Annotated in this window: 21 protein-coding genes and 1 riboswitch; of the genes, 11 read left to right on the top strand and 10 right to left on the bottom strand. The window is 61.4% G+C overall.

Annotated elements, in window-relative coordinates; translation table 11 throughout:
- Positions 1–14: 14 nt before the first annotated feature.
- From AWB69_RS25260 to AWB69_RS25270, 3 genes are all read right to left on the bottom strand, one after another.
- Positions 15–950 (bottom strand): alpha/beta fold hydrolase, encoded by a 936-nt coding sequence (locus tag AWB69_RS25260; RefSeq protein ID WP_082913581.1) that lies wholly within the window; start codon positions 948–950, stop codon positions 15–17.
- 49 nt (positions 951–999) lie between these two features.
- Positions 1,000–2,055: a DedA family protein/thiosulfate sulfurtransferase GlpE gene (locus AWB69_RS25265; protein WP_062089563.1), complete on the bottom strand. Its 1,056-nt coding sequence runs from the start codon at positions 2,053–2,055 to the stop codon at positions 1,000–1,002.
- Positions 2,056–2,218: 163 nt separating this feature from the next.
- On the bottom strand, positions 2,219–2,896 hold the full coding sequence (locus AWB69_RS25270; RefSeq protein WP_062089564.1) for a FadR/GntR family transcriptional regulator: 678 nt from the start codon (positions 2,894–2,896) through the stop codon (positions 2,219–2,221).
- A 174-nt stretch (positions 2,897–3,070) separates the two neighbouring features.
- Between AWB69_RS25270 and dgoD the strand changes: the two genes are divergently transcribed.
- Together dgoD and AWB69_RS25280 are read left to right on the top strand one after the other, a co-directional pair.
- Positions 3,071–4,219 carry a galactonate dehydratase gene (gene dgoD / locus AWB69_RS25275; protein ID WP_031359553.1) on the top strand — a complete coding sequence of 383 codons (1,149 nt, stop codon included), beginning with the start codon at positions 3,071–3,073 and terminating at the stop codon, positions 4,217–4,219.
- 290 nt (positions 4,220–4,509) lie between these two features.
- On the top strand, positions 4,510–4,815 hold the full coding sequence (locus AWB69_RS25280; protein ID WP_062089565.1) for a hypothetical protein: 306 nt from the start codon (positions 4,510–4,512) through the stop codon (positions 4,813–4,815).
- Between the two features lie 36 nt (positions 4,816–4,851).
- On the opposite strand, the gene AWB69_RS25285 is transcribed toward AWB69_RS25280, so the two are convergent.
- Positions 4,852–5,787, bottom strand: a complete 936-nt coding sequence (locus AWB69_RS25285) for a CopD family protein (RefSeq protein WP_062089566.1) — start codon at positions 5,785–5,787, stop codon at positions 4,852–4,854.
- Between the two features lie 443 nt (positions 5,788–6,230).
- On the opposite strand from AWB69_RS25285, the gene AWB69_RS25290 reads away from it, so the two are divergent.
- The 4 genes from AWB69_RS25290 (at position 6,231) to AWB69_RS25305 (ending at position 11,036) form a co-directional block, all read left to right on the top strand.
- Entirely contained in the window at positions 6,231–6,992 is a 762-nt protein-coding gene (locus AWB69_RS25290; protein WP_062089567.1) for a c-type cytochrome, read from the top strand.
- Between the two features lie 21 nt (positions 6,993–7,013).
- Positions 7,014–8,312, top strand: coding sequence for a c-type cytochrome (locus AWB69_RS25295; RefSeq protein WP_062089568.1), 1,299 nt, complete (start codon positions 7,014–7,016; stop codon positions 8,310–8,312).
- 294 nt (positions 8,313–8,606) lie between these two features.
- Entirely contained in the window at positions 8,607–9,227 is a 621-nt protein-coding gene (gene trhA, locus AWB69_RS25300) for a PAQR family membrane homeostasis protein TrhA (RefSeq protein WP_062089569.1), read from the top strand.
- A gap of 309 nt (positions 9,228–9,536) precedes the next feature.
- Positions 9,537–11,036, top strand: a complete 1,500-nt coding sequence (locus tag AWB69_RS25305; protein WP_062089570.1) for a DEAD/DEAH box helicase — start codon at positions 9,537–9,539, stop codon at positions 11,034–11,036.
- 178 nt (positions 11,037–11,214) lie between these two features.
- Here AWB69_RS25305 and AWB69_RS25310 read toward each other — a convergent pair whose 3' ends face one another.
- The 3 genes from AWB69_RS25310 to AWB69_RS25325 form a co-directional block, all read right to left on the bottom strand.
- A complete protein-coding gene (locus tag AWB69_RS25310; RefSeq protein ID WP_062089571.1) occupies positions 11,215–11,730 on the bottom strand; it encodes a hypothetical protein in 516 nt (171 codons plus the stop codon).
- 87 nt (positions 11,731–11,817) lie between these two features.
- Positions 11,818–12,645, bottom strand: coding sequence for a ferritin-like domain-containing protein (locus AWB69_RS25315; RefSeq protein WP_062089572.1), 828 nt, complete (start codon positions 12,643–12,645; stop codon positions 11,818–11,820).
- A gap of 505 nt (positions 12,646–13,150) precedes the next feature.
- Positions 13,151–13,330 (bottom strand): hypothetical protein, encoded by a 180-nt coding sequence (locus tag AWB69_RS25325; RefSeq protein WP_062089574.1) that lies wholly within the window; start codon positions 13,328–13,330, stop codon positions 13,151–13,153.
- Positions 13,331–13,400: 70 nt separating this feature from the next.
- Between AWB69_RS25325 and AWB69_RS25330 the strand changes: the two genes are divergently transcribed.
- Both AWB69_RS25330 and AWB69_RS25340 read left to right on the top strand, forming a co-directional pair.
- On the top strand, positions 13,401–14,180 hold the full coding sequence (locus AWB69_RS25330; RefSeq protein ID WP_062089575.1) for a DeoR/GlpR family DNA-binding transcription regulator: 780 nt from the start codon (positions 13,401–13,403) through the stop codon (positions 14,178–14,180).
- Between the two features lie 328 nt (positions 14,181–14,508).
- On the top strand, positions 14,509–14,706 hold the full coding sequence (locus tag AWB69_RS25340; RefSeq protein WP_062089577.1) for a hypothetical protein: 198 nt from the start codon (positions 14,509–14,511) through the stop codon (positions 14,704–14,706).
- A gap of 136 nt (positions 14,707–14,842) precedes the next feature.
- Here AWB69_RS25340 and AWB69_RS25345 read toward each other — a convergent pair whose 3' ends face one another.
- The gene (locus AWB69_RS25345) at positions 14,843–15,223 is read right to left on the bottom strand and encodes a hypothetical protein (RefSeq protein WP_062089578.1); all 381 of its coding nucleotides are present in this window, start codon (positions 15,221–15,223) and stop codon (positions 14,843–14,845) included.
- A 245-nt stretch (positions 15,224–15,468) separates the two neighbouring features.
- Between AWB69_RS25345 and glpD the strand changes: the two genes are divergently transcribed.
- The 3 genes from glpD to ribB all read left to right on the top strand — a co-directional run bounded on the left by glpD (position 15,469) and on the right by ribB (position 19,125).
- Entirely contained in the window at positions 15,469–17,061 is a 1,593-nt protein-coding gene (gene glpD / locus AWB69_RS25350; RefSeq protein WP_062089579.1) for a glycerol-3-phosphate dehydrogenase, read from the top strand.
- Positions 17,062–17,217: 156 nt separating this feature from the next.
- Positions 17,218–17,958 (top strand): helix-turn-helix domain-containing protein, encoded by a 741-nt coding sequence (locus AWB69_RS25355; RefSeq protein WP_082913582.1) that lies wholly within the window; start codon positions 17,218–17,220, stop codon positions 17,956–17,958.
- Positions 17,959–18,058: 100 nt separating this feature from the next.
- Positions 18,059–18,240: riboswitch (FMN riboswitch) on the top strand.
- A gap of 159 nt (positions 18,241–18,399) precedes the next feature.
- Positions 18,400–19,125: a 3,4-dihydroxy-2-butanone-4-phosphate synthase gene (ribB, locus tag AWB69_RS25360; protein WP_062089631.1), complete on the top strand. Its 726-nt coding sequence runs from the start codon at positions 18,400–18,402 to the stop codon at positions 19,123–19,125.
- Positions 19,126–19,266: 141 nt separating this feature from the next.
- Here ribB and AWB69_RS25365 read toward each other — a convergent pair whose 3' ends face one another.
- Together AWB69_RS25365 and AWB69_RS25370 are read right to left on the bottom strand one after the other, a co-directional pair.
- Positions 19,267–20,136: a hypothetical protein gene (locus tag AWB69_RS25365; protein WP_062089580.1), complete on the bottom strand. Its 870-nt coding sequence runs from the start codon at positions 20,134–20,136 to the stop codon at positions 19,267–19,269.
- Between the two features lie 139 nt (positions 20,137–20,275).
- On the bottom strand, positions 20,276–21,454 hold the full coding sequence (locus AWB69_RS25370) for an MFS transporter (RefSeq protein WP_062089581.1): 1,179 nt from the start codon (positions 21,452–21,454) through the stop codon (positions 20,276–20,278).
- Between the last annotated feature and the right edge of the window lie 9 nt (positions 21,455–21,463).

Raw genomic sequence — 21,463 nt, forward strand, 5'->3', positions numbered from 1 at the left:
AAGCTCATAACGTTTTATTCTGGCCTGCTGCGAAGCCGGTCTTTAACGCCTTGCACACAAAAATACTGACAGTTCCCCACCCCCCGATTAAACACTCCCGCATGAGTAACATTCATCCCATGCGACGCGCCTTCAATCGTCACTCTCCGCGCCCCTTCAATCCACCCTTCCAACGCCCCCACCGCATCCCGAAACATGCGCGGACTCTTCTCCCCATCGATTAGGAGCGTAGGGCATCGCACCCTCGCCGCCGCATGCGCATCGTAGGCCGGCAGCGGATCGCGAAACTGCAGCGCCAGCGTATTTGCGTTATCCATCGCCATAGCCTTGAACTCTTTCGGACTCCTCGCCCAGAACCCCGGTCGACTCACCGAATCGACAAAAAGCCCCAACCCCTCATCAATCTCCCCGCGGCCAATCAACTCCGCCGCCTTCGCCCGCAGCGCATTAACCGGCGCAGGCAACACCGTCCGCGCCCTCCCATCATCACCCGGCCTAGCCACCGCCCCACCCGGATCAGCGAGCACCAACGACTTCACCAACTCCGGATATCTAACTGCCAGATGAAACGCAACACACCCGCCCCGCGAGTGCCCGACAACATTCACAGCCCCAACGCTCAACCGCTCGATAAACCGCCCCAACTCATCAACATGCGCGTCCCAGCTAAACTGCCGTGATCCACCGGCCATCGCGCCAAACCCCAGCACCCCCGAGGGCCAATAATGCGAAAGGCTCGGCGCAACACATCGATACTGCTTGGCGAGCGGCCCTAACTGCGGCTTCCAGTATCGAAAGTCACAAAGCGACCCATGCACGAACAGCATCACCTCGTGATGCTCGTGCCCGGTCTGTACAAAGGGAACCTGCAGACCATCGTCAAGCGTGGCGATATCCGGCGCTGGCAGGCCAAAAAGTTGCGAGGGATCCACTCCATCCAACAGCTTCATCCGTTGCAACTCCGATAACGAAAAACCGCAAAAGCCTGCAAAGAAAAACTCACTCCGGCGCCGTAGCCCGAACGGTGACCATATCGCCCATGCTCCGATCATCGTCGTCATCGAGCGAAGAGGAAGAGGAAGAAGACGAAGAACCCAACGCCCCAGAACTCAAAGAATCAAACGGAACAGCCTCTACCGGAAACCCCTTCTTCTCCCACGCGTCCAGCCCGCCCTTCAGCGGCCGCACATTCCGAAATCCCTTCGCCCTCAACTGCCGCGCAATATGCTTGGCCGTCGCTTCATTCGGACACACGCAATACACCACAACCTCATGCTCCCGAAACATCGGATCGATTTTCCTCGACGACTCCAAATCCAACGGAATCGCGCCTTTGATCCGATGCGCCTCTTTCCTCCTCACCTCTGGCGGCCGGGCATCGAAAATAACGGGCGGCGCATCTGAGCGCATCATTTCATCGAGTTGTTCGGGCGTGATCCGATACTTCGCGAGCCATCGACGGAACTGAATACGCCGCGCCCATCGGTACGCCAAAAACGCGCCCGCGGCCATCGCAAGCACATCGAGTGCGGTGAGCCCATACGTCCTCACGAACACCAGCAGATGCGCCACCTCGGCATTCAGAATCGCGCCGCCAAGCATCCACGCCGACGCCCACAACCCCGCGCCCACCAGATCCCAGAACAAGAAAACCCGCACATCAATCTGCGTCGTCCCCAGCAACGGCGACGACACCAGCCCAAGCCCAGGCACGAACTTCGAAAGCGCCAACAAAGGCACGCCAAACCGCTCAAACCAATGCCGAGCCGTACGCAAAGTAGTATCGAGAGAAAGCGAGAACCGCACGAGCGAATTGAGAAACCGCCGGCCATATACCCGCCCGGCAGTAAACCAAAGCGCATCGGCGATAACCACCGCGATAACCGCGGCCGCCAACATATGCCAGAACGAAGCCAGCCCGGCCGCGACTAACGTGCCGGCGAGCACCAGCATGGGTGCAGCGGGAATGGGGACGCCGAGTTGGGTGGCGAGCACGCTGACGAACACGGCCCACGCGCCCCACGACGACACAACAGAAATCGGGACGTGCGGCAATTCGGGCTCCTTCCGGATGATGCGGAGCGCCGCCTGCCGGAGGGATCACCTAAAAATCTCGGCTAAAACCAATCCAAAACAGCGCTCGGACCCGCAACTTTATCTCGAAAATGAAAATATCGCCGAGTGCGCTGAACGTCGTTTATCTCCAGCCTACTCCTCTCTACCCCTCAATTCTCGCCCGCGTCACGCCGAGCAAACCACCCATCGCGTCACGCGCCGCCGCCGAATTCCGCACGACGATCGCATCGAAAACGGCCGTATGTTCCGCCATCGATGCGTTGAAAACCTCCGCCCGCCGCGCATTCAACCGCAACTGCGCCTCAAGCGTGCGCTCGATCAGCGTCCCGAGCGGCACCAGCAATTCATTGCTGCACGCATTCAACACGCTCAGATGAAACCGCAGATCGGCACGAACCCATTCATCGACATTGCGCGCTTCCAGCATCGCCCGGTGCGCATCGCCGAGCCGCTCCAACGAATCGTCATCATGATTCGCAGCGGCCAACGCAGCGGCATAAGGCTCGATCATCTCGCGCATTTCCTGCAGCTTGATCGCGAACTGCAACGGCTTCGCGACGCGCGAATACCACTCGAGAACGTCGGCATCGAGAAGATTCCAGGCGTGCCGAGGCCGCACACGCGTACCAATCTTCGGCCGCGATTCAATCAGTCCCTTCGATGTCAGCGTGCGCAACGCCTCGCGCAGCACGGTCCGGCTGACGCCAAAACGCTCCATCAGTTCGGCTTCGCGCGGCAACGTAGATGCCGGCGGGAAATCGCCGCGCAGAATCTCGGTGCCAAGCTCGTACGCCACGCGTCCGTGCAGATCGTGCTGGATAACCTTCCCCTTTTCCCAGAGTTGACGTCAGGCAATCAAAACGACGCAATTATACGGACCCTTTCCCCACAAGGCTCTTCGGCAAATAGTACTATTAATATACACATCAAACGGATTTTTGATAGCATAGAAACCCTCGTTCCCCACTCACCGGAAAAATCAGGAGACGCCAGCATGAAAATCACCAAACTCGAAACTTTTATCGTTCCGCCGCGCTGGTGTTTCCTGAAGATCACGACCGATGAAGGCATCGTCGGCTGGGGCGAACCGGTGGTGGAAGGCCGCGCGCATACGGTCGCGGCGGCAGTCGATGAGCTGTCGGACTACCTGATCGGCAAGGACCCGCTGTTGATCGAAGACCACTGGCAAGTCATGTATCGCGCGGGTTTTTACCGCGGCGGCCCGATCGGCATGAGCGCGATTGCGGGCGTGGACCAGGCGCTGTGGGACATCAAGGGCAAACATCACGGCGTGCCTATCCACGCGCTGCTTGGCGGCCAGGTCCGCGACCGGATCAAGGTGTATTCGTGGATCGGCGGCGACCGCCCAAGCGACGTCGCGAACAACGCGCGCGCCGTCGTGGACCGCGGTTTCAAGGCGGTGAAGATGAACGGTTCGGAAGAACTTCAGATCATCGATACCTTCGACAAGGTCCAGGCCGTCATCAACAACGTGGCGGCGGTGCGTGAGGCGGTGGGCCCGAATATTGGCATCGGCGTGGACTTCCACGGCCGCGTGCACAAGCCCATGGCGAAGGTGCTCGCGAAGGAACTCGACCCGTTCAAGCTGCTGTTTATCGAAGAGCCGGTGTTGTCGGAGAACGTGGAAGCCTTACGCGACATCGTGAACCAGACGAGCACGCCGATCGCGCTCGGCGAGCGTTTGTACTCGCGCTGGGACTTCAAGCACATCCTGGCCGGCGGTTACGTGGACATCATCCAGCCGGACGCGTCGCACGCGGGCGGGATTACGGAATGCCGCAAGATTGCATCGATGGCCGAAGCCTACGACGTCGCCCTCGCCCTCCACTGTCCGCTTGGGCCTATCGCGCTCGCAACCTGCCTGCAAATCGATGCGGTCAGCTACAACGCCTTCATCCAGGAGCAAAGCCTCGGGATTCACTACAACAAGGGCAACGATCTGCTCGATTACATCAAGAACCCCGAAGTCTTCAAATACGAAGACGGCATGGTAATGATTCCGCAAGGGCCGGGCTTGGGCATCGAGGTGAACGAGGAGAAAGTGCGCGAGATGGCCAAGGTGGGGCATCGCTGGCGCAATCCGGTGTGGCGCCACGCCGATGGCAGCGTTGCAGAGTGGTGATAGAAGAATTGCGTTGCACCGCACTATGCAGATAGCGCGGGCATCGTAGAATAGCGTTATTGAGACGGGAATTCCGTCTCGATGGCGTTACGTGACATGCTGGCCGGATTTAATCGGCCAATGGGTTACAGCACTGGAAACAGCGGCCTTGTGACACACGAAACCTATGTGCAGCAAGGCTTTGCATGCGGTGACAACGCCTGGCCCGCGTCTTGCATTATCTCGCGTACGTGTGTTTGTTTCGACCCAGCGCCCGGGAAGAGCGCGACGACAAAGCTAGAGAGTCCAGCATGTATTACTACACCCTTCCAGATGAATTCGTCCGCACGCAGATGGCCGTCGGCGCATTGGTGCTGTTTGGCGTGCTGCGGGTGATCTGCGCCGCCGTGGGCGCCCAGCGCAGCTGGCGCATGTCGACCGTGACGCGCTGCTTTATCGGCGCGGCGGTGCTGTTCTGCTTGCCTCAACTCCTCGATGTAGTCATGTCGTCACCCATGTGGCACCGCGCATTCGTCGAGCTTCAAGGCAAGGCGATCGGCTGCGCGCTGGCGCTGTTCTGCGCACCCATCGTGAGCCACAGGCTGGGCTACGAGTAACTATCGGCATCAATTAGCCGAACTCATGCAGCCCGTCTAACCCATCGCAGAAAAACCCGGCACGCTGTGCGACAGCACGGCGGCCGCGACAAATACCGCAACAATCAGCAACGCCTCCATCCGCATGATCCCGGTGAACGTGTGCGCATCGACTGTCGATGCGGTGCGTTGCAACCGCGGCATGACGGACCATCGGTTCATCGCACCGAGCAGCAACGCGGTCCCAATAAGCACACCCTTCACAACCAGCGCGTGGCCCCAGCCGCTTGTTTCGAGCGCTTGCGCCGACCCGCCCAACCCACGCCACGCGTTATAAATCCCGGTGAGAATGACTAAAGACACGGCGACCACCGCTGCCGTGGAGACCTTGCCGGCAATACGAATCAAAAAAGCCCGCGCAAGCGATGTCCCCAGCGCCGGCAACACCCGCCACGCGCTTGCGATGACCAGCCCGCCCCAAACGGCCGTTGCCAGCAGATGAACGGTCTGCACGCCTTCGGCGAGCGAAAACGCGCCGGCATCGGCGGCATGTCCCACCGACGCCTTGCCCGCCGCCGCCACGAGTGCGCCGACCGCGAACAGTCCGACTCGCGGACCACCCTTCGGTTTAGCCAATGCCGTCGCCAGGATCAGCAACACGCTGCCGGCGAACGCAATCGCCCAGCCCGTGCCGGCGTGCGTGCCCGTGATCACGGCAACCACGGCATCGAAGGCCTGAAAGAGAGGCGCACCGCTCATCGACGCCGCCTGCAGCCAGACCAGCACAAGATCTGCCACCGCGAGCACGACCGCGCCGCCTGTGCTCAGCCCCCGCGCCCTTACCCAGCCGAGACGCGCAGGCGAAACGGGCGCAGCCGCGTTTTCCTTCGATAACCACACGCTCAGGAACGCCCCGCCGAGCGTGCAGGCAAACGCAATGTCGGCGAGCGCGGCAACGAGGACTTGAGGGAGCCACAGTGGATCGTCACTCATGACCACGCCTTGACGGAGAGATTCGGGCTGAAAGCAAACAAGGAATGCATTGAAGGTTCGATGAAGGTCGAAGAAGAAACAAAACACACCGCATGGGCCGGGAACGCGAGTCTAGCGGAATGAGCATACGGAATGCACCAACGCTCAAGGACACCCGAGCCCAACAAAACCGTCCCCAAACCCGACAAAATCCGTCGATACTTTGTCATTCGCCGCCGACAACCAACTTCAACGCACGTTCAAAAACCCCTGTCGATCGGTCGCGCGGCAAATTGTCGCGTACACGTTGAAGGTGCAGTGCAACAGGGCGATGCTCAAATAGTCATCATCAGGCAACGATGATAGAATGCCGCGTCGCATCAGAGGCTCGCAGAGCCAATGTGGCAATGGTTCACCACATATTCGCACCGGGCCGAACGAAGCTCGGCAGGTCCTCGAAATTCATGGAGTGTCGCGTGTCTTCAAGACGCATATTTCGTCCGTTGCTCGCCCCGCTAATGGCTCTTGCGCTGATCGGCACAGCCAGCATTGCCAGCGCAGCAGAAGCCCCGGCGCCCGCTACAGCCGCCGCCCAGCCAATGGCGCCGGACACCATGGCGGCGCGTGTACAGGGTTGCACGGCATGTCACGGCGTCCACGGCGAAGGCACGGACAACGACTATTTCCCGCGTCTTGCCGGCAAGCCGGCTGACTACATCTACAACCAGTTGCAGAACTTCCGCGAAGGCCGCCGGAAGTATCCGCCAATGAACTACCTCGTCACGTATCTCTCCGACGACTACCTTCATGAGATCGCCACGTATTTCTCGGAACAACGTCCGCCGTATCCGCAGCCGGCCAAGCCGACTGTGTCGCCGTCAACGTTGTCGAAGGGCCAGCAGATCGTGCTGAACGGCGACGCAGGGCGCGGTATTCCCGCCTGCGCGGCATGCCACGGCACGAACCTGACGGGTATGCAACCGGCTATTCCGGGTCTTGTGGGATTGCACTCCGACTACATCAGCGCGCAGCTTGGCGCCTGGCGTGCGGGCTCGCGTCACGCGAAAGCACCTGACTGCATGCAACAGATCGCCACCCGCCTGACCGACGACGACGTGACCGCTGTCGCCGCCTGGCTCTCCACGCAAACCGCACCGGCGAATCCGGTACCCGCGCCCGCAGGCTCGCGCAAGACGCCGCTCGCCTGCGGCAGCGAACCGCAATAAGGCGCGAGGAGCGAGAAGAATATGAAACGCAAGTCCCTGTTCGCACTTTCGGCTGTTGTCGTGATTACGGCCGCTGCAGCCGCCGCCGCACTCTGGTCGGGTGGCGAGACTTTCCATTCGAGCGGCGCCGTCGCCGCAGTGCCCGCCGACCAGACCGAGTTGATCAAACGCGGCGAATACCTGGCCCGCGCCGGCGACTGTATTGCCTGCCACACGGTTCGCGGCGGCAAGACGTTTGCCGGCGGCCTGCCCATGCTCACGCCGTTCGGCACGCTCTACACACCGAACATCACGCCGGACGATCAATACGGCATCGGCAAGTGGACGTCGGACGACTTCTACCGGTCAATCCACGTCGGCCGCTCGAAAGACGGCAGCCTGCTGTACCCGGCCATGCCGTTCACGGCTTATACCAAGGTCACGCGCGCCGACTCGGACGCCATGTTCGCGTACATGCGCTCGGTGCCGCCGGTCAATGTACCCAGCCGTCCGCACGAACTGCGCTTCCCGTTCAACCAGCGCAACATGCTGATTGGCTGGCGCGTGCTGTTCTTCAGCGAAGGCGAATTCAAGCCGGATCCCACCAAGTCGGTTGAATGGAACCGCGGCGCTTACCTGATCGAAGGACTTGGCCATTGCAGCATGTGCCATACATCGATCAACCCGCTGGGCGGCCCGGTGAGCTCCGCTGCATTCGGCGGCGGCCTGATCCCGCTGCAGAACTGGTACGCACCGTCGTTGACGTCGAATAAGGAAGCTGGCCTGGGCGACTGGGACATCAAGGACATCAACGACCTGCTGAAGACCGGCGTGTCGCAACGCGGCGCGGTGTTTGGCCCGATGGCCGAAGTGGTCCACAACAGCTTGCAGTACATGACGGACGCGGACATCAGCGCCATGTCGACGTTCCTGAGGTCGATCCCGCAAAAGGGCGAAGCGCCGGAAACCATGCAGTTCGAAACGTCGGCGCAATTCGGTTCGGAATTGCTGCAACAGGGCAAGAAGATCTACACGGAAAACTGCGCGAAGTGCCACGCGGAAAATGGTCTGGGCAAACCGCCAGCCTACCCGCCGCTTGCCACGAACCAGTCCATCCAGATGCAGTCGGCCGTGAACCCGATCCGCATGGTGCTCAATGGCGGTTACCCGCCGAGCACGGGCGGCAACCCGCGTCCGTATGGCATGCCGCCGTTCGCGCAAGCGCTGTCGGATACGGAAGTGGCTGCGGTTGTGACGTACATTCGTATGTCATGGGGCAACCACGGTACGCCGGTGTCGCCGCAACAAGTCAGCAACCTGCGCTCAGCCCCGCTTGACTGATCGAAGAAGCGTTTTCCGCAGGTAGAGTAAAATGCGCTCAAGGGCGCAAGCAGGGCGCAGGCCTCGAAACCGGGGCTGCGCCCTTCGTCTTTTTTGAGCACGAATAAGCTGGAACGTAGGTACGCAGACGGGATAAACCACGGGCGCGGTAAAATACCCGGTTGGTTGGCCGGATTGCACCGCGGATTGCACCGGTTTGGCTCCGGTCTCAGCATTCGTTTCCTTAATGTAGAAAATTAGGCAGAAAAGCGCGGCGTTGCAGGCAGGACCGCAACGACGTGACGAGGATGGTCGATGCACTTTGGTGAGCGGTTCAACAGCGTTACCCACCTCGTCGGCACGGTGCTGTCGGTGGCAGGGCTCGCTACGCTCGTCACAATGGCCTCCATGGAACGCGACCCGTACAAGATTGTCAGCTTTGCCGTGTACGGCGCCATGTTGCTCGTGCTGTACGCTATTTCCACGCTGTATCACTCGGTCCGCAACCCGCGGCTCAAGGCGGTATTGCAAAAATGTGATCATTCGGCCATTTACTTGCTGATCGCGGGAAGCTACACCCCGTTCACGCTCGTCACGCTGCGCGGCCCGTGGGGCTGGTCGTTATTCGGGGTAAGCTGGGGGCTTGCCGCTCTTGGCATTGTTCAGGAACTCACGCTCGGGCGTCGAACCCGCAGCGTATCGATGGTGATTTACGTGATGATGGGCTGGCTCGCGCTCGTAGCCATCCATCCTCTCGTTACAGCGTTACCGCCCGCCGGCACGGCGTGGCTGCTGGCCGGCGGTTTGATCTACAGCGCCGGCATTTACTTTTTCATCAACGACGAGCGCATCCGGCATGGACATGGCATCTGGCACCTGTTCGTGTTGGGCGGCAGCTTGTGTCAATTCGTCAGCATTGCACGCTACGTTGCTTGAGCACTTTGCTCGAATACGTTGCGTGAGCTTGCCCTGATCGGCACCTAATGCCTGACGCGAAGCGTTTTACGGCGTTTCAAATGCAACTTAACGCCAGTCAGCGTGTCTTGATAGCGCGTTGATCTTCGCGGCAACTTTCCCGGCGCTCGTAGCTCGTACTTCGAGCAAGCGCCCCGAACGTCATGCCGCCCGATTTCCTCGATCGTCGTACGCACGCACCAAGTTGTGCGGGCCGCCTTTTTTGGGGCTTCAGGCCTTTTGGGGCTACAAGCGATAGCGCCGGTCGTCATACCGAATCTGTGAACACTTATGTCTTTTGATTCCCTCGGCTTGTCCGAATCCCTGCTTCGCGCTGTCAACGAACTCGGCTACACCGTCCCTACCCCCATCCAGTTGCAGGCCATCCCGGCCGTGCTGAACGGCGGCGACCTGCTGGCAGGCGCGCAAACCGGCACGGGTAAGACCGCCGGCTTCACGCTGCCTATCCTACAACGCCTGTCCGAAGCCCCCGCGCCCGCAGCTGGCGTCAAGCGCCCGGTCCGCGCGCTGATCCTCACGCCTACGCGCGAACTCGCCGCCCAGGTGGAAGAAAGCGTGCGCGCCTACGGCAAGTATCTGAAACTGAAATCGACCGTGATGTTCGGCGGCGTCGGCATCAATCCGCAAATCGATGCATTGCGACGCGGCGTGGATATCGTCGTGGCAACGCCGGGCCGGTTGCTCGATCACATGCAGCAGAAGACCATCGACTTGTCGAAGCTCGAGATTCTGGTCCTCGACGAAGCCGACCGCATGCTCGACATGGGCTTCATTCACGACATCAAGCGCGTGCTGGCCAAGTTGCCGCCGAAGCGCCAGAACCTGCTGTTCTCGGCCACGTTCTCCGAAGAAATCAAGACGCTTGCGGACAGCCTGCTCGACCGCCCGGCGCTGATCGAAGTGGCACGCCGGAATTCGACCGTTGAAGCCATCGCGCAGAAGATCCACCCCGTCGATCGCGATAAGAAACGCGAGCTGCTCACGCACCTGATCCGCCAGAACAACTGGTTCCAGGTGCTGGTGTTCACGCGCACGAAGCATGGCGCGAACCGGCTCGCCGAGCAGTTGACGAAGGACGGCATCAGCGCGCTCGCCATTCACGGCAACAAGAGCCAGTCGGCACGTACACGTGCTTTGGCCGAGTTCAAGGACAACACGCTGCAAGTGCTGGTGGCCACGGATATTGCGGCGCGCGGTATCGATATCGACCAGTTGCCGCACGTCGTCAACTTCGACCTGCCGAATGTGCCAGAGGATTATGTTCACCGGATCGGCCGCACCGGTCGTGCCGGGGCAACGGGTGAAGCGCTGTCGCTGGTTTGCGTCGATGAACACCAGTTGCTCAAGGACATCGAACGCCTGATCAAGCGGCCGATCCCGCAAGAAGTTATCGCGGGCTTCGAGCCGGATCTGACTCAAAAACCTGAGCCGATTCTCCGTCGCGGTCAAGGCGGCGGCGGTGCTCGTCAAGGTCAAGGTGCTCCGCGTCAGGGAGCGCCGAAGCAGTCGAACGGTGGCGGCCGGCCGTCGGCCAAGCCGACGAATGGTAACGGCGGCGGTGGCGGTGGTAATGGTGGCAACGGTGGGGGCTACGGCTCGCGCTCGCAGAAACCGGTCGCAGCGAAAACCGGTGGCAATGGCTCTGCGCCGCGCAAACCCGAAGGCTCACGGCCGGCCGGCGCTGCGCTGCTGGGCGGCAAGCCGCGCAGTGAAGGCGGCGGCGGTGCAGGTCGACGCGATACACCGCGCACGGGACAACGTGGGCGATAAATAGCGTGATGGTGTGGGCGGGGTGTTCTCGCCTATGCCTTCTTCTGCGCGCTGCGAGTGGGGTTGTTTTTAGCCTCGCTATGTTGGAGCGAGGTCAGATGGAGGTCCTCGCGGCGCCATCGCCCGACACTACACTCGATACAAAAAAGCGGAGCCCCTCGGCTCCGCTTTTTGCATTTCAGGCGGCGGCGCTCGCCGCACGCTTCAGCACATCGATCTGTTCTCGCCAACGCGTCAGCACCGCGTCTCCCTGCCCTTGCGCAAACTCGAATCCAATCCCCTGCACGAGCCGCGCATAAGGCACTTTCTGCCACTCCCCGCTGTCTATGGTCGCAATAAAGCAGGTGACTGACGCCCCCTTCAGCGGGGCGATTCGCGCCTGAAGCTGCACCTGGAAGAAGGCTTCATCGAAGACGAAGGTCAATGTGGCGCACCCCGTCTTCGACACCAACCGCGCCGCCCGCGACTGCGGCCACAACGAAAAACACAAGGTACCCGGGTCCGGCGCGAACAACTCGCCAACGCTCAGCAGCGAGGTCCGCACGCGGCCTTCATCGGCTGCAAGCAACGACGCCGTGAAGCCCGTTTTCGTCTCGATCGATGTGCCGTCGAACAACGTCCGCAATTCCGGAGGCCATTCGTCGAACGTGCCGTGCTCGAGACCATGAGCACCGGACGCAGTGGAATCAGTCATGCGGATCTCCGTGAAAAGACGATGGCCCGCGAAAGCGGGCCATCGATTAAAGCTTGCCGAGCCGTTCAATGCAAACGGCAACCGGGCCTACCGGAAGAACACGTGCTGCGTAATCTTCGCGAGCGGATAGTGCACGCTGAGCTGGATTCGAGCCGGCAAATCGAGTGGCTTGAGCAGCATTTTCACGCACATATCCGCCGACAAATTGCGCCGGACCAGCGCATTCACCCGCGCCGCCAGCTCCCGATTGTGCGCAGTGTCATGTGCGCGTTCCGGGTAACGAATGGCAAATACATGGCGCAGCGCTATCTCCGAATCCTCGCTCTTGATTTCTATTACACGACGCAACAATGCACCGAGTACGGCGAAGCGGCCATTGCCTTCGATCTTGTTGTACTTCTTGAAAAAGCGGAAGAAGTGCTTGTAATGGCGGACTTCGTCTGTGCGGATGTTGTCCGTGAGTTGCTTGAGCACCGGCTCGTCCGAGCACTCGTTAATCGCCCGATACAACGTGGCCGTACCGGTTTCAACGACACAACGCGCGACCATTTCCAGTGCACGCGTTTTTTCGAAGTCCTCGACTGAACACGTCAGCGAATACTCGGCGAAGAAGTTCTTGAATGCCGTATCCCAGTTGAACTCGGGCCACACATGATGGATATACGTTTTCAACGCGCGGCCGTGCTGCATCTCTTCCGGTTCCCACTCGTTGTTGAGCCAGTCGGAAACCTCGGGGTCGTCGTTGAAATAGGTGCTCAGGTTGCTCGTATAAAGATCGGTCCCGCTCTCAATGAACGAAGCCGCGCAAAGCAACAGGAGAAGGTGTTCATTGGATGCCGCTTTACGCCGGTCGATCCGGGACAGGTCGATATCTTCGATCCGCCAGGGCATCACGTGGGTACTATCAGTGTGCATAAAAATCGCGCTCCCAAAGCTGTACTGAACGCGCCGTCAGCCAAACCGGCCGAAAATCAGGCGACGCCGTGGACGTAAAGCCGCGGCGTCCTCATGTGGTTAAAGACTTGGAGCCTGCATCTTAGCCGGGTTGCAACGAAGCTGCAGGCCCGGAGAGAGACCGTCAAAACCACATGTCAGTTCCGGATACCGCACAAATCAGCATAAATCGTACCGCCCCCGAACGCGTTGCGATAACGCACGCCAGGCTTGATTCCCGCCCGCTTACAGACATATTTCGGCAAGCCGCTGGAAGACGATTTAACCATCCGACTTTCGCCGACCCGTTTCTGTGCAGAGCCCGCATGCCGGTCAATGGCTTGCCGGCCGCTCGCCCGCATTCAGACTCGATGCAATCAATTTTGCCATCCTGACGAGTTGCCGCGCAGAACACGCAGCATGCAATTCGTACAGTTGGTGCGGACATCGGGACATGCGGATATGTACACGTATCGATCACACAGGATCACGCCGGATCATGCAGGAGCGCCTTTGGCCCGACCCGGTCGCCGAGATCGGGCGGCGTAATGCGTCGGAACGAACTCGCCGCTCTCCATGTGCTGCCTGAGCCGTAAACTGCCCCGGCAACGCGCGTCGCGAAGCGCTTGCGTCCGCGGGCGAGCGGCAATTGCGGGTGATCGAGCATTGCCGGCCCGCCAGGCCTTTCCCTTACAATACGGGCCACCTCACGACAATAAAGCGCACTCTTCGACGCCATGACACGAGATCCCCGCATCACCTTGAACGCACGACAGCAAGAGCTGCTCGACTGGGTGCAACGCGACGGCTTCGTGACGGTAGAGGATCTGGCCACACATTTCGACGTCACGCCGCAAACCATTCGCCGCGACGTCAACTGGCTCTCCGACATGAACCTGCTGCGCCGCTATCACGGCGGCGCGAGCCTCCCGACCAGCTCGGAGAATGTCTCGTACACCGCGCGCCAGCGCATGTTCCACGACGAAAAGCGCCGCATTGGCGCACTGGTCGCACAGCACATTCCCGACCAAGCGTCGCTCTTCATCAACCTGGGCACCACGACCGAGGAAGTCGCCCGGGCGCTGAACCGGCATCGCGGCTTGCACGTGATCACGAACAACCTGAACGTGGCCAGCATGATGAGCGGGTATCCCGAATGCGAGGTGCTGATCACCGGCGGTATTGTCCGGCCCTGGGACAAGGGCATTGTGGGCGAGCTGGCTATCGACTTCATTCGCCAGTTCAAGGTCGACTTCGCGATCATTGGTGCGTCGAGCATTGAGTCCGACGGGACACTGCGCGATTTCGACACCCGCGAAGTCCGCGTGGCCGAGGCGATCATCAAACACGCCCGCACGGTGTTCCTCGCCGCCGACCACTCGAAATTCGGTCGTCCGGCGCTCGTCCGGCTCGGTCACCTGAACCAGATCGACGCGCTTTTCACTAATGCCCCCACGCCGCCCGACATGGCCCAAACGCTTGCCGAGGCAAACACGCAGGTATTCGTGGCGGACTAGCGCTTCGCCGCGGCCTGCTGAAAAACCCGGCATGGCTTATGTGCGCTGCGGCACAAACCTCAGGTAATTTCTACGATTCGGCTTGTCCGCCGAACCGCTTTCGCGCCCTCGAAAAGTCAAACCCATTATTTTCCGCAAGCGTTTGGCACACGCCCGCCGCTTGCCTACAATCAAATCCCGGCAATGCAGCGCCGCGTTTCGGCGCCGCCAACCGCGCTTGGCATCATGCGTCTGCCGGACAAGAAGTTCCAGACTCGCACAACGTTCCTGAGTACCAAGGCTGGTCGCCGACCAGTCAAAGTGCCATTCGATCGTCATGGAGAACACGATGCTCAGTCCGCATGAATTTGCCACGCTGCTCCTGTTGCAAGAAGCGCCCAACCAGATGGAAATGGTGCGCGACGAACTCGACGCCCTGCTCGAGCGCCAGCTTGTGCAGTTGGAAAATCTCGCATCCGGACGCCAGTTGTGGAGCCTCACGGCTTCCGGCGACTCCACGATCAAAGCCATCAAACGGTATTCGTAAATTCCGCAAGCGCGCGGCTCAAATTGGTCAAAGCCAGCGCTTTGACCAATTTGAGCCGTCAATCGCCAAGCGAATGAATCAGGCAGCATGAGCCTGCCGGCGAGCTGGCCGACGAGCGAGCCAATTCAAACGCCAATTAGCCAGCGCGCAACGTCGGGTCGACGGTTGCGCGCCAGCTAAGCGCCTGAGCCCGCTGGTCCGCGAAAAACGAAGCCCACGCGCTTTGCGCCTGCGCGGTACGGCTGGCACTGAACGCCGCATACTGACTCGCTATACCCGCCTGAAACGCGCAGAACTGCTCCTTTGGCAGTTTGCCGCGCTTTTGCGCCACGTAAGCATCGAGAAACGCCGAATACACACCCTGCGCGTCCGTGCCGTAGTCAACGGCATTCCCACCGCACATGGACTGGAGCGCAGCCAGCGAAGGCGCTCCGCGGGACCCCGACACATCCGGTGCGGTTATGCATCCGCCCAGCATCAGCGCGCCAAGCGCACCAGCCACCAAAATCTTTCGCATTGCGTCTACTCCGTCATCTCCAGTAGCTACAGTATCGGACGGCGACGCGCGACGCGCCAGTCGGCCGAACGGCCGATGAGCCGAAAAACGACTGCAACCTGCGCTTTTCCGGCAAAACGGCGCGATAACGGAGCGTTAGCCGTTCAGACGACTTTACATTTTCGTTTTTGTTCGTTAAATTTCGAATTCGAACATTCTTATGTTCCGACGGAGTTTTCTGTTGGCGGCCATGGGGCGGACAAGCGATGCAAGGCAATCTTTATGATGTGCTGGTGGTGGGCGGCGGGGTCAACGGCACAGGTATAGCGCGGGACGCGGCGGGCCGTGGCCTCAGCGTCATCCTGTGCGAGAAGGACGACCTGGCTTCGCACACGTCGTCGTCGAGTACGAAACTCATTCACGGTGGCCTTCGTTATCTCGAATACGGTGAATACCGGCTCGTGCGCAAGGCGCTCCAGGAGCGCGAAGTCTTGCTGCGCGCGGCGCCGCACATCATGTGGCCGCTGCGTTTCGTGATGCCGCACATGCCCAACCTGCGCCCCGCCTGGATGATCCGCGCCGGCCTGTTTCTCTACGATCACCTCGCGCGACGCGAATTGCTGCCCGGCTCCCGGGGGATCAACATGCGCCGGCACCCAGCCGGTGCGCCACTGATCGACTCAATCAAGCGCGGTTTTGTCTATTCCGACGGCTGGGTGGACGACGCACGGCTGGTCGCACTCAACGCAGTCGACGCGCAGGAACACGGCGCGGTAGTCAAGACACGCACGCGCCTGGTGAGCGCGCATCGCAGCGAAGGCTTGTGGTTCGCCACGCTTGCCGACAACCACGGCGTGACCTTCGAGGTGCGTGCGCGCTCCATAGCCAACGCTGCCGGTCCGTGGGTCAGCGACCTGCTCAAGGATTCGCTCAACAGCAATACTCATACGCGCCACACGGTCCGGCTGGTCAAGGGAAGCCACATAGTCACGCGGCGTCTCTTCGAGCACGACCACGCGTACATTTTCCAGAATCCGGACAAGCGCATCATCTTTGCGATTCCGTATGAACACGACTACACGCTGATCGGGACCACGGACCTCGAGTATCACGGCGACGCGTCCAAAGTCGCCATCAGCCCGGAAGAGACCGCGTACCTCTGCGACTCCATCAATCGCTACTTCAAGAAGCACATCAGTCCGGCAGACGTCTGCTGGACCTATGCCGGCGTGCGTGGCCTGCTCGAAGACGAAAACGCGGAGAACGCGTCGGCCGTCACGCGCGATTACCTGCTCGAACTCGACACACCCGCGAACGAAGCCCCGTTGTTGTCGGTGTTCGGCGGCAAGATCACCACGTTTCGCAAGCTGGCCGAAGAAGCTGTCGACAAACTCGGCGAAGCGCTGCAGTCACCGGCCCGGAGCAAAACCTGGACGGAAGGCGCGCCGCTGCCGGGTGGGGACATCGCGAATGCCGACTTCTCGCTGTTCCTCGCCTCGTTCAAGCAGCGCAACCGCTGGCTGCCCGGCGAGCTGGCACATCGGTACGCACGGGCTTACGGCACGCGCGCACAGAAGCTCCTGGGCGATGCAAGCTCCCTCGCCGATCTGGGCGAAGCCCTGGCGCCCGACCTGTATGAAGCGGAACTCCGCTATATGCGCGACAACGAATGGGCAACCTGTGCGGACGACGTGCTCTGGCGCCGCTCGAAACTCGGCCTGCATCTGGAGCCGGGGTCGCTTGACGACGTGGTTCGCCGGATTGACGGGTGGTTCGCGTCGAGCCAGCCGGAAGCGGAGCCGCAGGCGGAGTCATCCGCGTCAGCCACAACATCCACGCCCGCTCGCACGGTCGTTTGACGAGGTATTGCCGCGAATAGCTACTCTGCGGCACCTGATAACGGTGTGACGATATCTTCGTTTGACGCACGTTGAGCCGATGCTAGTCTTGCCTTCAATCGTTCCCGCGCCGTTTCGCTGAGCGGGTTTAATCGACAGAACGACTGGAGGCTCATCATGGTTGCACCGGCTTATTCATCGCTGGAACTCGTGCGCGAGCCGTTCGATGCGCACGCGCCGGCCGAACTCGCCGAGGCAACACAGGCGGCGTCGGCCAACGCTCATCAGGTCGACATCCAGGAAGCGAACGACGCGCTCGAATATCTCGTCGGCGTGAACCTGGCGCGGCTGCGTGCCGAACGGCAACTCTCGCTCGATGCCCTCGCTCGCGCGTCCGGCGTATCGCGGGCCATGCTGGCGCAGATCGAATCCGGGCGCAGCGTTCCGTCCATCAAGGTGCTGCACAAGATTGCAAGCGCGCTGAAGGTATCGGTGGCGGCGTTCCTTCGGCGCCACGCGACCAATGGCATCGAATACTTGCCGGCCGAGCGGGCAACGCGCCTCGTGACATCGAACGGACGCTTTTCGGCCCGGCCGCTGTTTCCGCTGAACGCGCCCGCATCGGCGGAATTCCACGAACTTCGCATTGCACCGCTGCACGCCGAATCCGGCAGCCCGCGGCCGCCCGGCACCACGATCAATCTGGTCGTGAGCGACGGCACGCTGGAAATCCGCGTGCATGACCGGGCGCAGTTGCTGGCCACCGGCGACGCCATTGTGTTCGACGCCGATCAGCCCCACACGCTGCGCAATCCCGGCAACACGGAAGCGCGCGCGTACCAGGTGACGGTGAACGCGGAAACGCCGCCGCGCTGGCATGTTCCGGCGGATTCACGTCGTATCGACGAAGCCGGCTAGGCGCGCTTGCGTACAAGCTAAAGACCGGCAGTACTGCAACATCGGCTGGTCTGTTGTATCCTGAAATAAGTCGCGCTTTTAAGTGTTTAGCGACAAGTCAGTACGTCTTCAGGGCGGGGTGCAATTCCCCACCGGCGGTATACGGGGCGGCGAAAGCCTCTCGTGAGCCCGCGAGCGCCCGTGAACGCAGCTCGCTTTGCAAGTGCGAGCCACGCAACGGGGTCAGCAGATCTGGTGAGATGCCAGAGCCGACGGTCATAGTCCGGATGGAAGAAGATGTGCAGACGGTCATGTCCGTTTCGCGTGTTTGCCGCGGCGTATTTGCGTCCGCGTTGAACCGGCGCTGTCGAGTTGACGGCGCTGAAAACGCGTGTCGTTCTGTCTGTTTGCAATGCCCTGAAACGTTTTTCGCCCAATTTCTTTTGCGAGAGCGTTTCACCCATGTCCGACTCAGTGTCCAGTTTCACCTCCCCGGCCACCGCCTTTGCCGATCTCGCGCAACTTCGCGCAGGCGACGCGCCCGTTGCTATCCCTCACCGAATTGCCGCTGCCCTGCAAGCGTTGCGCGAAGGCCGCGCGGTCGCGCTGCTCGACGACGACGATCGCGAGAACGAAGCCGATCTGATTTACGCCGCTGAAAAGCTCGACGTTGAAGGCATGGCGTTGATGATCCGCGAGTGCAGCGGCATCGTATGCCTGTGCCTGCCGGACGAGACCGTCCGCGACCTCCACCTGCCGCCCATGGTTGCCGACAACGGCAGCAAATACGGCACGGCATTCACGGTGTCGATCGAAGCGCGCGAGGGCGTGACGACCGGTGTATCAGCCGTTGACCGGTTGACCACGATCCGCGCCGCCATTGCCGATAACGCCAAAGCCGGCGACATCGTGAGTCCCGGCCATGTGTTCCCGCTGCGTGCACAACCGGGCGGCGTGCTGACCCGGCGCGGCCACACAGAGGGAACGGTCGACCTGACGATCCTTGCCGGGCTGAAGCCGGCCGGCGTGCTGTGCGAGTTGATGAACCCCGACGGCACGATGGCGCGCGGTGCGCAGATCGATGCGTTCGTGAAGGAGCGCAACATTCCGGTGCTCACGATCGCCGAACTCGCCGATTTCCGCATGGCGCTCGCCGCCTCGCGGGAGTTGGCGGAAGAAACGGTTTAACGGCGGGAGGCTCCGTTCGTTCACCGGAGCATCAAAGCAATGAAAAACGCGGCCCTGAACCGAAGGGCCGCGTTTTTCGTTTGTGCATCGTGGAAAAGCAGGGGAAAGCTGGCGAGCGATTCAGACACCGCCCGCACAAAATCACGTGGATTCCGTCCTCAAGATCGCCGCGAACTTCCTGTAAAGCCAGACCGAGCAGGTCGCCCCCGTCGCGGTATAAAGCAGCGTTCCCACGCTTTGCACGACCATCAAACCCATCGTCAAACTGCCGGCGGACGCTGCCGTCGCCAGCATTTCCGCGACCACCGTCAACACCGTCGCAATGCCGATGACCGGCAGGATCGCAAGCACCGCGGCTGTCGTGATAAACCAGAAGTGCCCGCGCGTGTCCTCCCAGGCTGCCCGCCATTGAATCTGGCCGCCGGCGGCAGTGTGCGGGAACAGCAAGGAGAGCCGCGCCGACACATAACTCATGCCGCACACGGCCAGCACCGCGAGCGTGGCGGCAGCGGCCGTTGATGTGCCACTGGACATTCCCGCCAGCCGCAACCCGATCCAGGCGATCAGAACCGCGAGCGTCGCGCCCACGTACCCGGCAATCAGCGCGATACAGAGCAGGAAATAGCGGCGGACACCGGCGTCCCAGAGACGCATTGGCGGGGCTGCGGAAGCCGGCTGTGCGGAAACCGCGCCGGGTTCAGCGTGCAACCTGATCGCAAAGCGGACCACGAACACGGCCAGCACAGCGAGAACCAGAGTCTGCACAAACGTGACGCCAAGAGAAATCAGCCCCTGAGCGGCCGCGTTGGCGTGACCCGTGCTGCTGCTGGTCATCGCACTCAGCGATCCGCCAGCGGCGGCCATGTCGGAGAATTGGGCCTTGTATCCGGCGGTTCCCGTTGCGAGCACGGCCGCGAACGCCACTAGAAATACGATCGGCATGTGCCGCACGGCGGAGGCGGCGTCGCGCCATGCGCCCTTCAGGCATTGGCGCAGCGTGATGTCTTCCATAAAACCTCAGTCGAAAAGCGTGATGAAGCGATAAGCCGCGGACGCGGCTCGCACGACACGCTAGTCGGTTGAGGACGCCGGGTCAACATCCGGCACGGCCTGGGCGTGAGTATTCCTCCATGCAGCACGCCCCACGGCCTCAAACTGCGTCCACAGCCCCCGCGCCTGCGCCCTGCCCGCTGCGATCGAGCCGCGCCGCATACCACGTCACGCCGAGCGCCACCACGGCCACTACGGCGGCGACCCATGGCAACGAATCCAGCGGATGCCCTTGGGTCAGCACCACGCCGCCGAGCCACGCGCCGCCGGCATTGCCCAGATTGAACGCACCGATATTCAGCGTCGACGCCAGATTCGGCGCATGTCTGGCCTTCTCGACCACGCGTGTCTGCAGCGGCGGCACGGTTGCGAACGCGGCAATGCCCCAGATGAAGATGGTGATGGCCGCCAGCATCTGGTTATGGCTGGTCTTCGCGAACACCGCCATGATGATGGCGAGCGCGACGAGAATGCCCATCAGCGAAGGCATCAACGCCCGGTCGGCCAGCTTGCCGCCGACCGTGTTGCCGATGGTCAAACCGACACCGAACAGCACGAGCACCAGCGTGACACCGTGCGGTGAAAATCCGCTGACCTGTTCGAGGATCGGCGCAATGTAGGTGAAGACGACGAACACGCCGCCGAAACCGAGCACGGTCATGGCCAGCGCGAGCCAGACTTGCGGCTCTTTTAGCACGAGCAGTTCGTGGCCCAGGTTCGACGGTCCCGAATCATGCTTGTTCGGCACGAGCGCGGCCACGCCGATCAGCGAGACCACGCCGAGGCCTGCCACGATCCAGAACGTCGCGCGCCAGCCGAATTCCTGCCCGATAAACGTCCCGAACGGCACACCGAGCACGTTCGCGAGCGTGAGCCCGGTGAACATCAGCGCTATCGCGCTCGCGCGCTTTTCCGCCGGAACCAGCGACGCAGCGACCACCGCGCCAATACCGAAGAACGAGCCGTGCGCGAACGACGTCACCACGCGGGCGACCATGAGCATCGAATAACCGGGTGCAACCGCGCACAGCACATTGCCGACGATAAACACACCCATCAGCAATTGCAGCGCGAGTTTGCGCGGCATTTTTGCGGTCAGCACGGCGAGCAGCGGCGCGCCCACAGCGACGCCCAGCGCGTACCCGGTAACGAGAAAACCTGCCGATGGAATGGATACAGCCAGGTCGCGGGCCACATCGGGCAGCAGCCCCATGATGACGAACTCGGTCGTCCCGATGGCGAACGCGCTGATCGCGAGCGCCAGAAGTGGAATAGGCATGAAAATCCC

Origin of the sequence: Caballeronia udeis (genome assembly GCF_001544555.2) — a bacterium.
GTDB lineage: Bacteria > Pseudomonadota > Gammaproteobacteria > Burkholderiales > Burkholderiaceae > Caballeronia > Caballeronia udeis.

Excerpts from the sequence above, each read along its gene's own strand:
- AWB69_RS25260 (WP_082913581.1), bottom strand. The coding sequence starts at position 950 with ATGAAGCTGTTGGATGGAGTGGATCCCTCGCAACTTTTTGGCCTGCCA.
- dgoD (WP_031359553.1), top strand. The coding sequence starts at position 3,071 with ATGAAAATCACCAAACTCGAAACTTTTATCGTTCCGCCGCGCTGGTGT.
- AWB69_RS25280 (WP_062089565.1), top strand. The coding sequence starts at position 4,510 with ATGTATTACTACACCCTTCCAGATGAATTCGTCCGCACGCAGATGGCC.
- AWB69_RS25285 (WP_062089566.1), bottom strand. The coding sequence starts at position 5,787 with ATGAGTGACGATCCACTGTGGCTCCCTCAAGTCCTCGTTGCCGCGCTC.
- AWB69_RS25290 (WP_062089567.1), top strand. The coding sequence starts at position 6,231 with ATGGAGTGTCGCGTGTCTTCAAGACGCATATTTCGTCCGTTGCTCGCC.
- AWB69_RS25295 (WP_062089568.1), top strand. The coding sequence starts at position 7,014 with ATGAAACGCAAGTCCCTGTTCGCACTTTCGGCTGTTGTCGTGATTACG.
- trhA (WP_062089569.1), top strand. The coding sequence starts at position 8,607 with ATGCACTTTGGTGAGCGGTTCAACAGCGTTACCCACCTCGTCGGCACG.
- AWB69_RS25305 (WP_062089570.1), top strand. The coding sequence starts at position 9,537 with ATGTCTTTTGATTCCCTCGGCTTGTCCGAATCCCTGCTTCGCGCTGTC.
- AWB69_RS25310 (WP_062089571.1), bottom strand. The coding sequence starts at position 11,730 with ATGACTGATTCCACTGCGTCCGGTGCTCATGGTCTCGAGCACGGCACG.
- AWB69_RS25315 (WP_062089572.1), bottom strand. The coding sequence starts at position 12,645 with ATGCACACTGATAGTACCCACGTGATGCCCTGGCGGATCGAAGATATC.
- AWB69_RS25325 (WP_062089574.1), bottom strand. The coding sequence starts at position 13,330 with ATGCTCGATCACCCGCAATTGCCGCTCGCCCGCGGACGCAAGCGCTTC.
- AWB69_RS25330 (WP_062089575.1), top strand. The coding sequence starts at position 13,401 with ATGACACGAGATCCCCGCATCACCTTGAACGCACGACAGCAAGAGCTG.
- AWB69_RS25340 (WP_062089577.1), top strand. The coding sequence starts at position 14,509 with ATGCTCAGTCCGCATGAATTTGCCACGCTGCTCCTGTTGCAAGAAGCG.
- AWB69_RS25345 (WP_062089578.1), bottom strand. The coding sequence starts at position 15,223 with ATGCGAAAGATTTTGGTGGCTGGTGCGCTTGGCGCGCTGATGCTGGGC.
- glpD (WP_062089579.1), top strand. The coding sequence starts at position 15,469 with ATGCAAGGCAATCTTTATGATGTGCTGGTGGTGGGCGGCGGGGTCAAC.
- AWB69_RS25355 (WP_082913582.1), top strand. The coding sequence starts at position 17,218 with ATGGTTGCACCGGCTTATTCATCGCTGGAACTCGTGCGCGAGCCGTTC.
- ribB (WP_062089631.1), top strand. The coding sequence starts at position 18,400 with ATGTCCGACTCAGTGTCCAGTTTCACCTCCCCGGCCACCGCCTTTGCC.
- AWB69_RS25365 (WP_062089580.1), bottom strand. The coding sequence starts at position 20,136 with ATGGAAGACATCACGCTGCGCCAATGCCTGAAGGGCGCATGGCGCGAC.
- AWB69_RS25370 (WP_062089581.1), bottom strand. The coding sequence starts at position 21,454 with ATGCCTATTCCACTTCTGGCGCTCGCGATCAGCGCGTTCGCCATCGGG.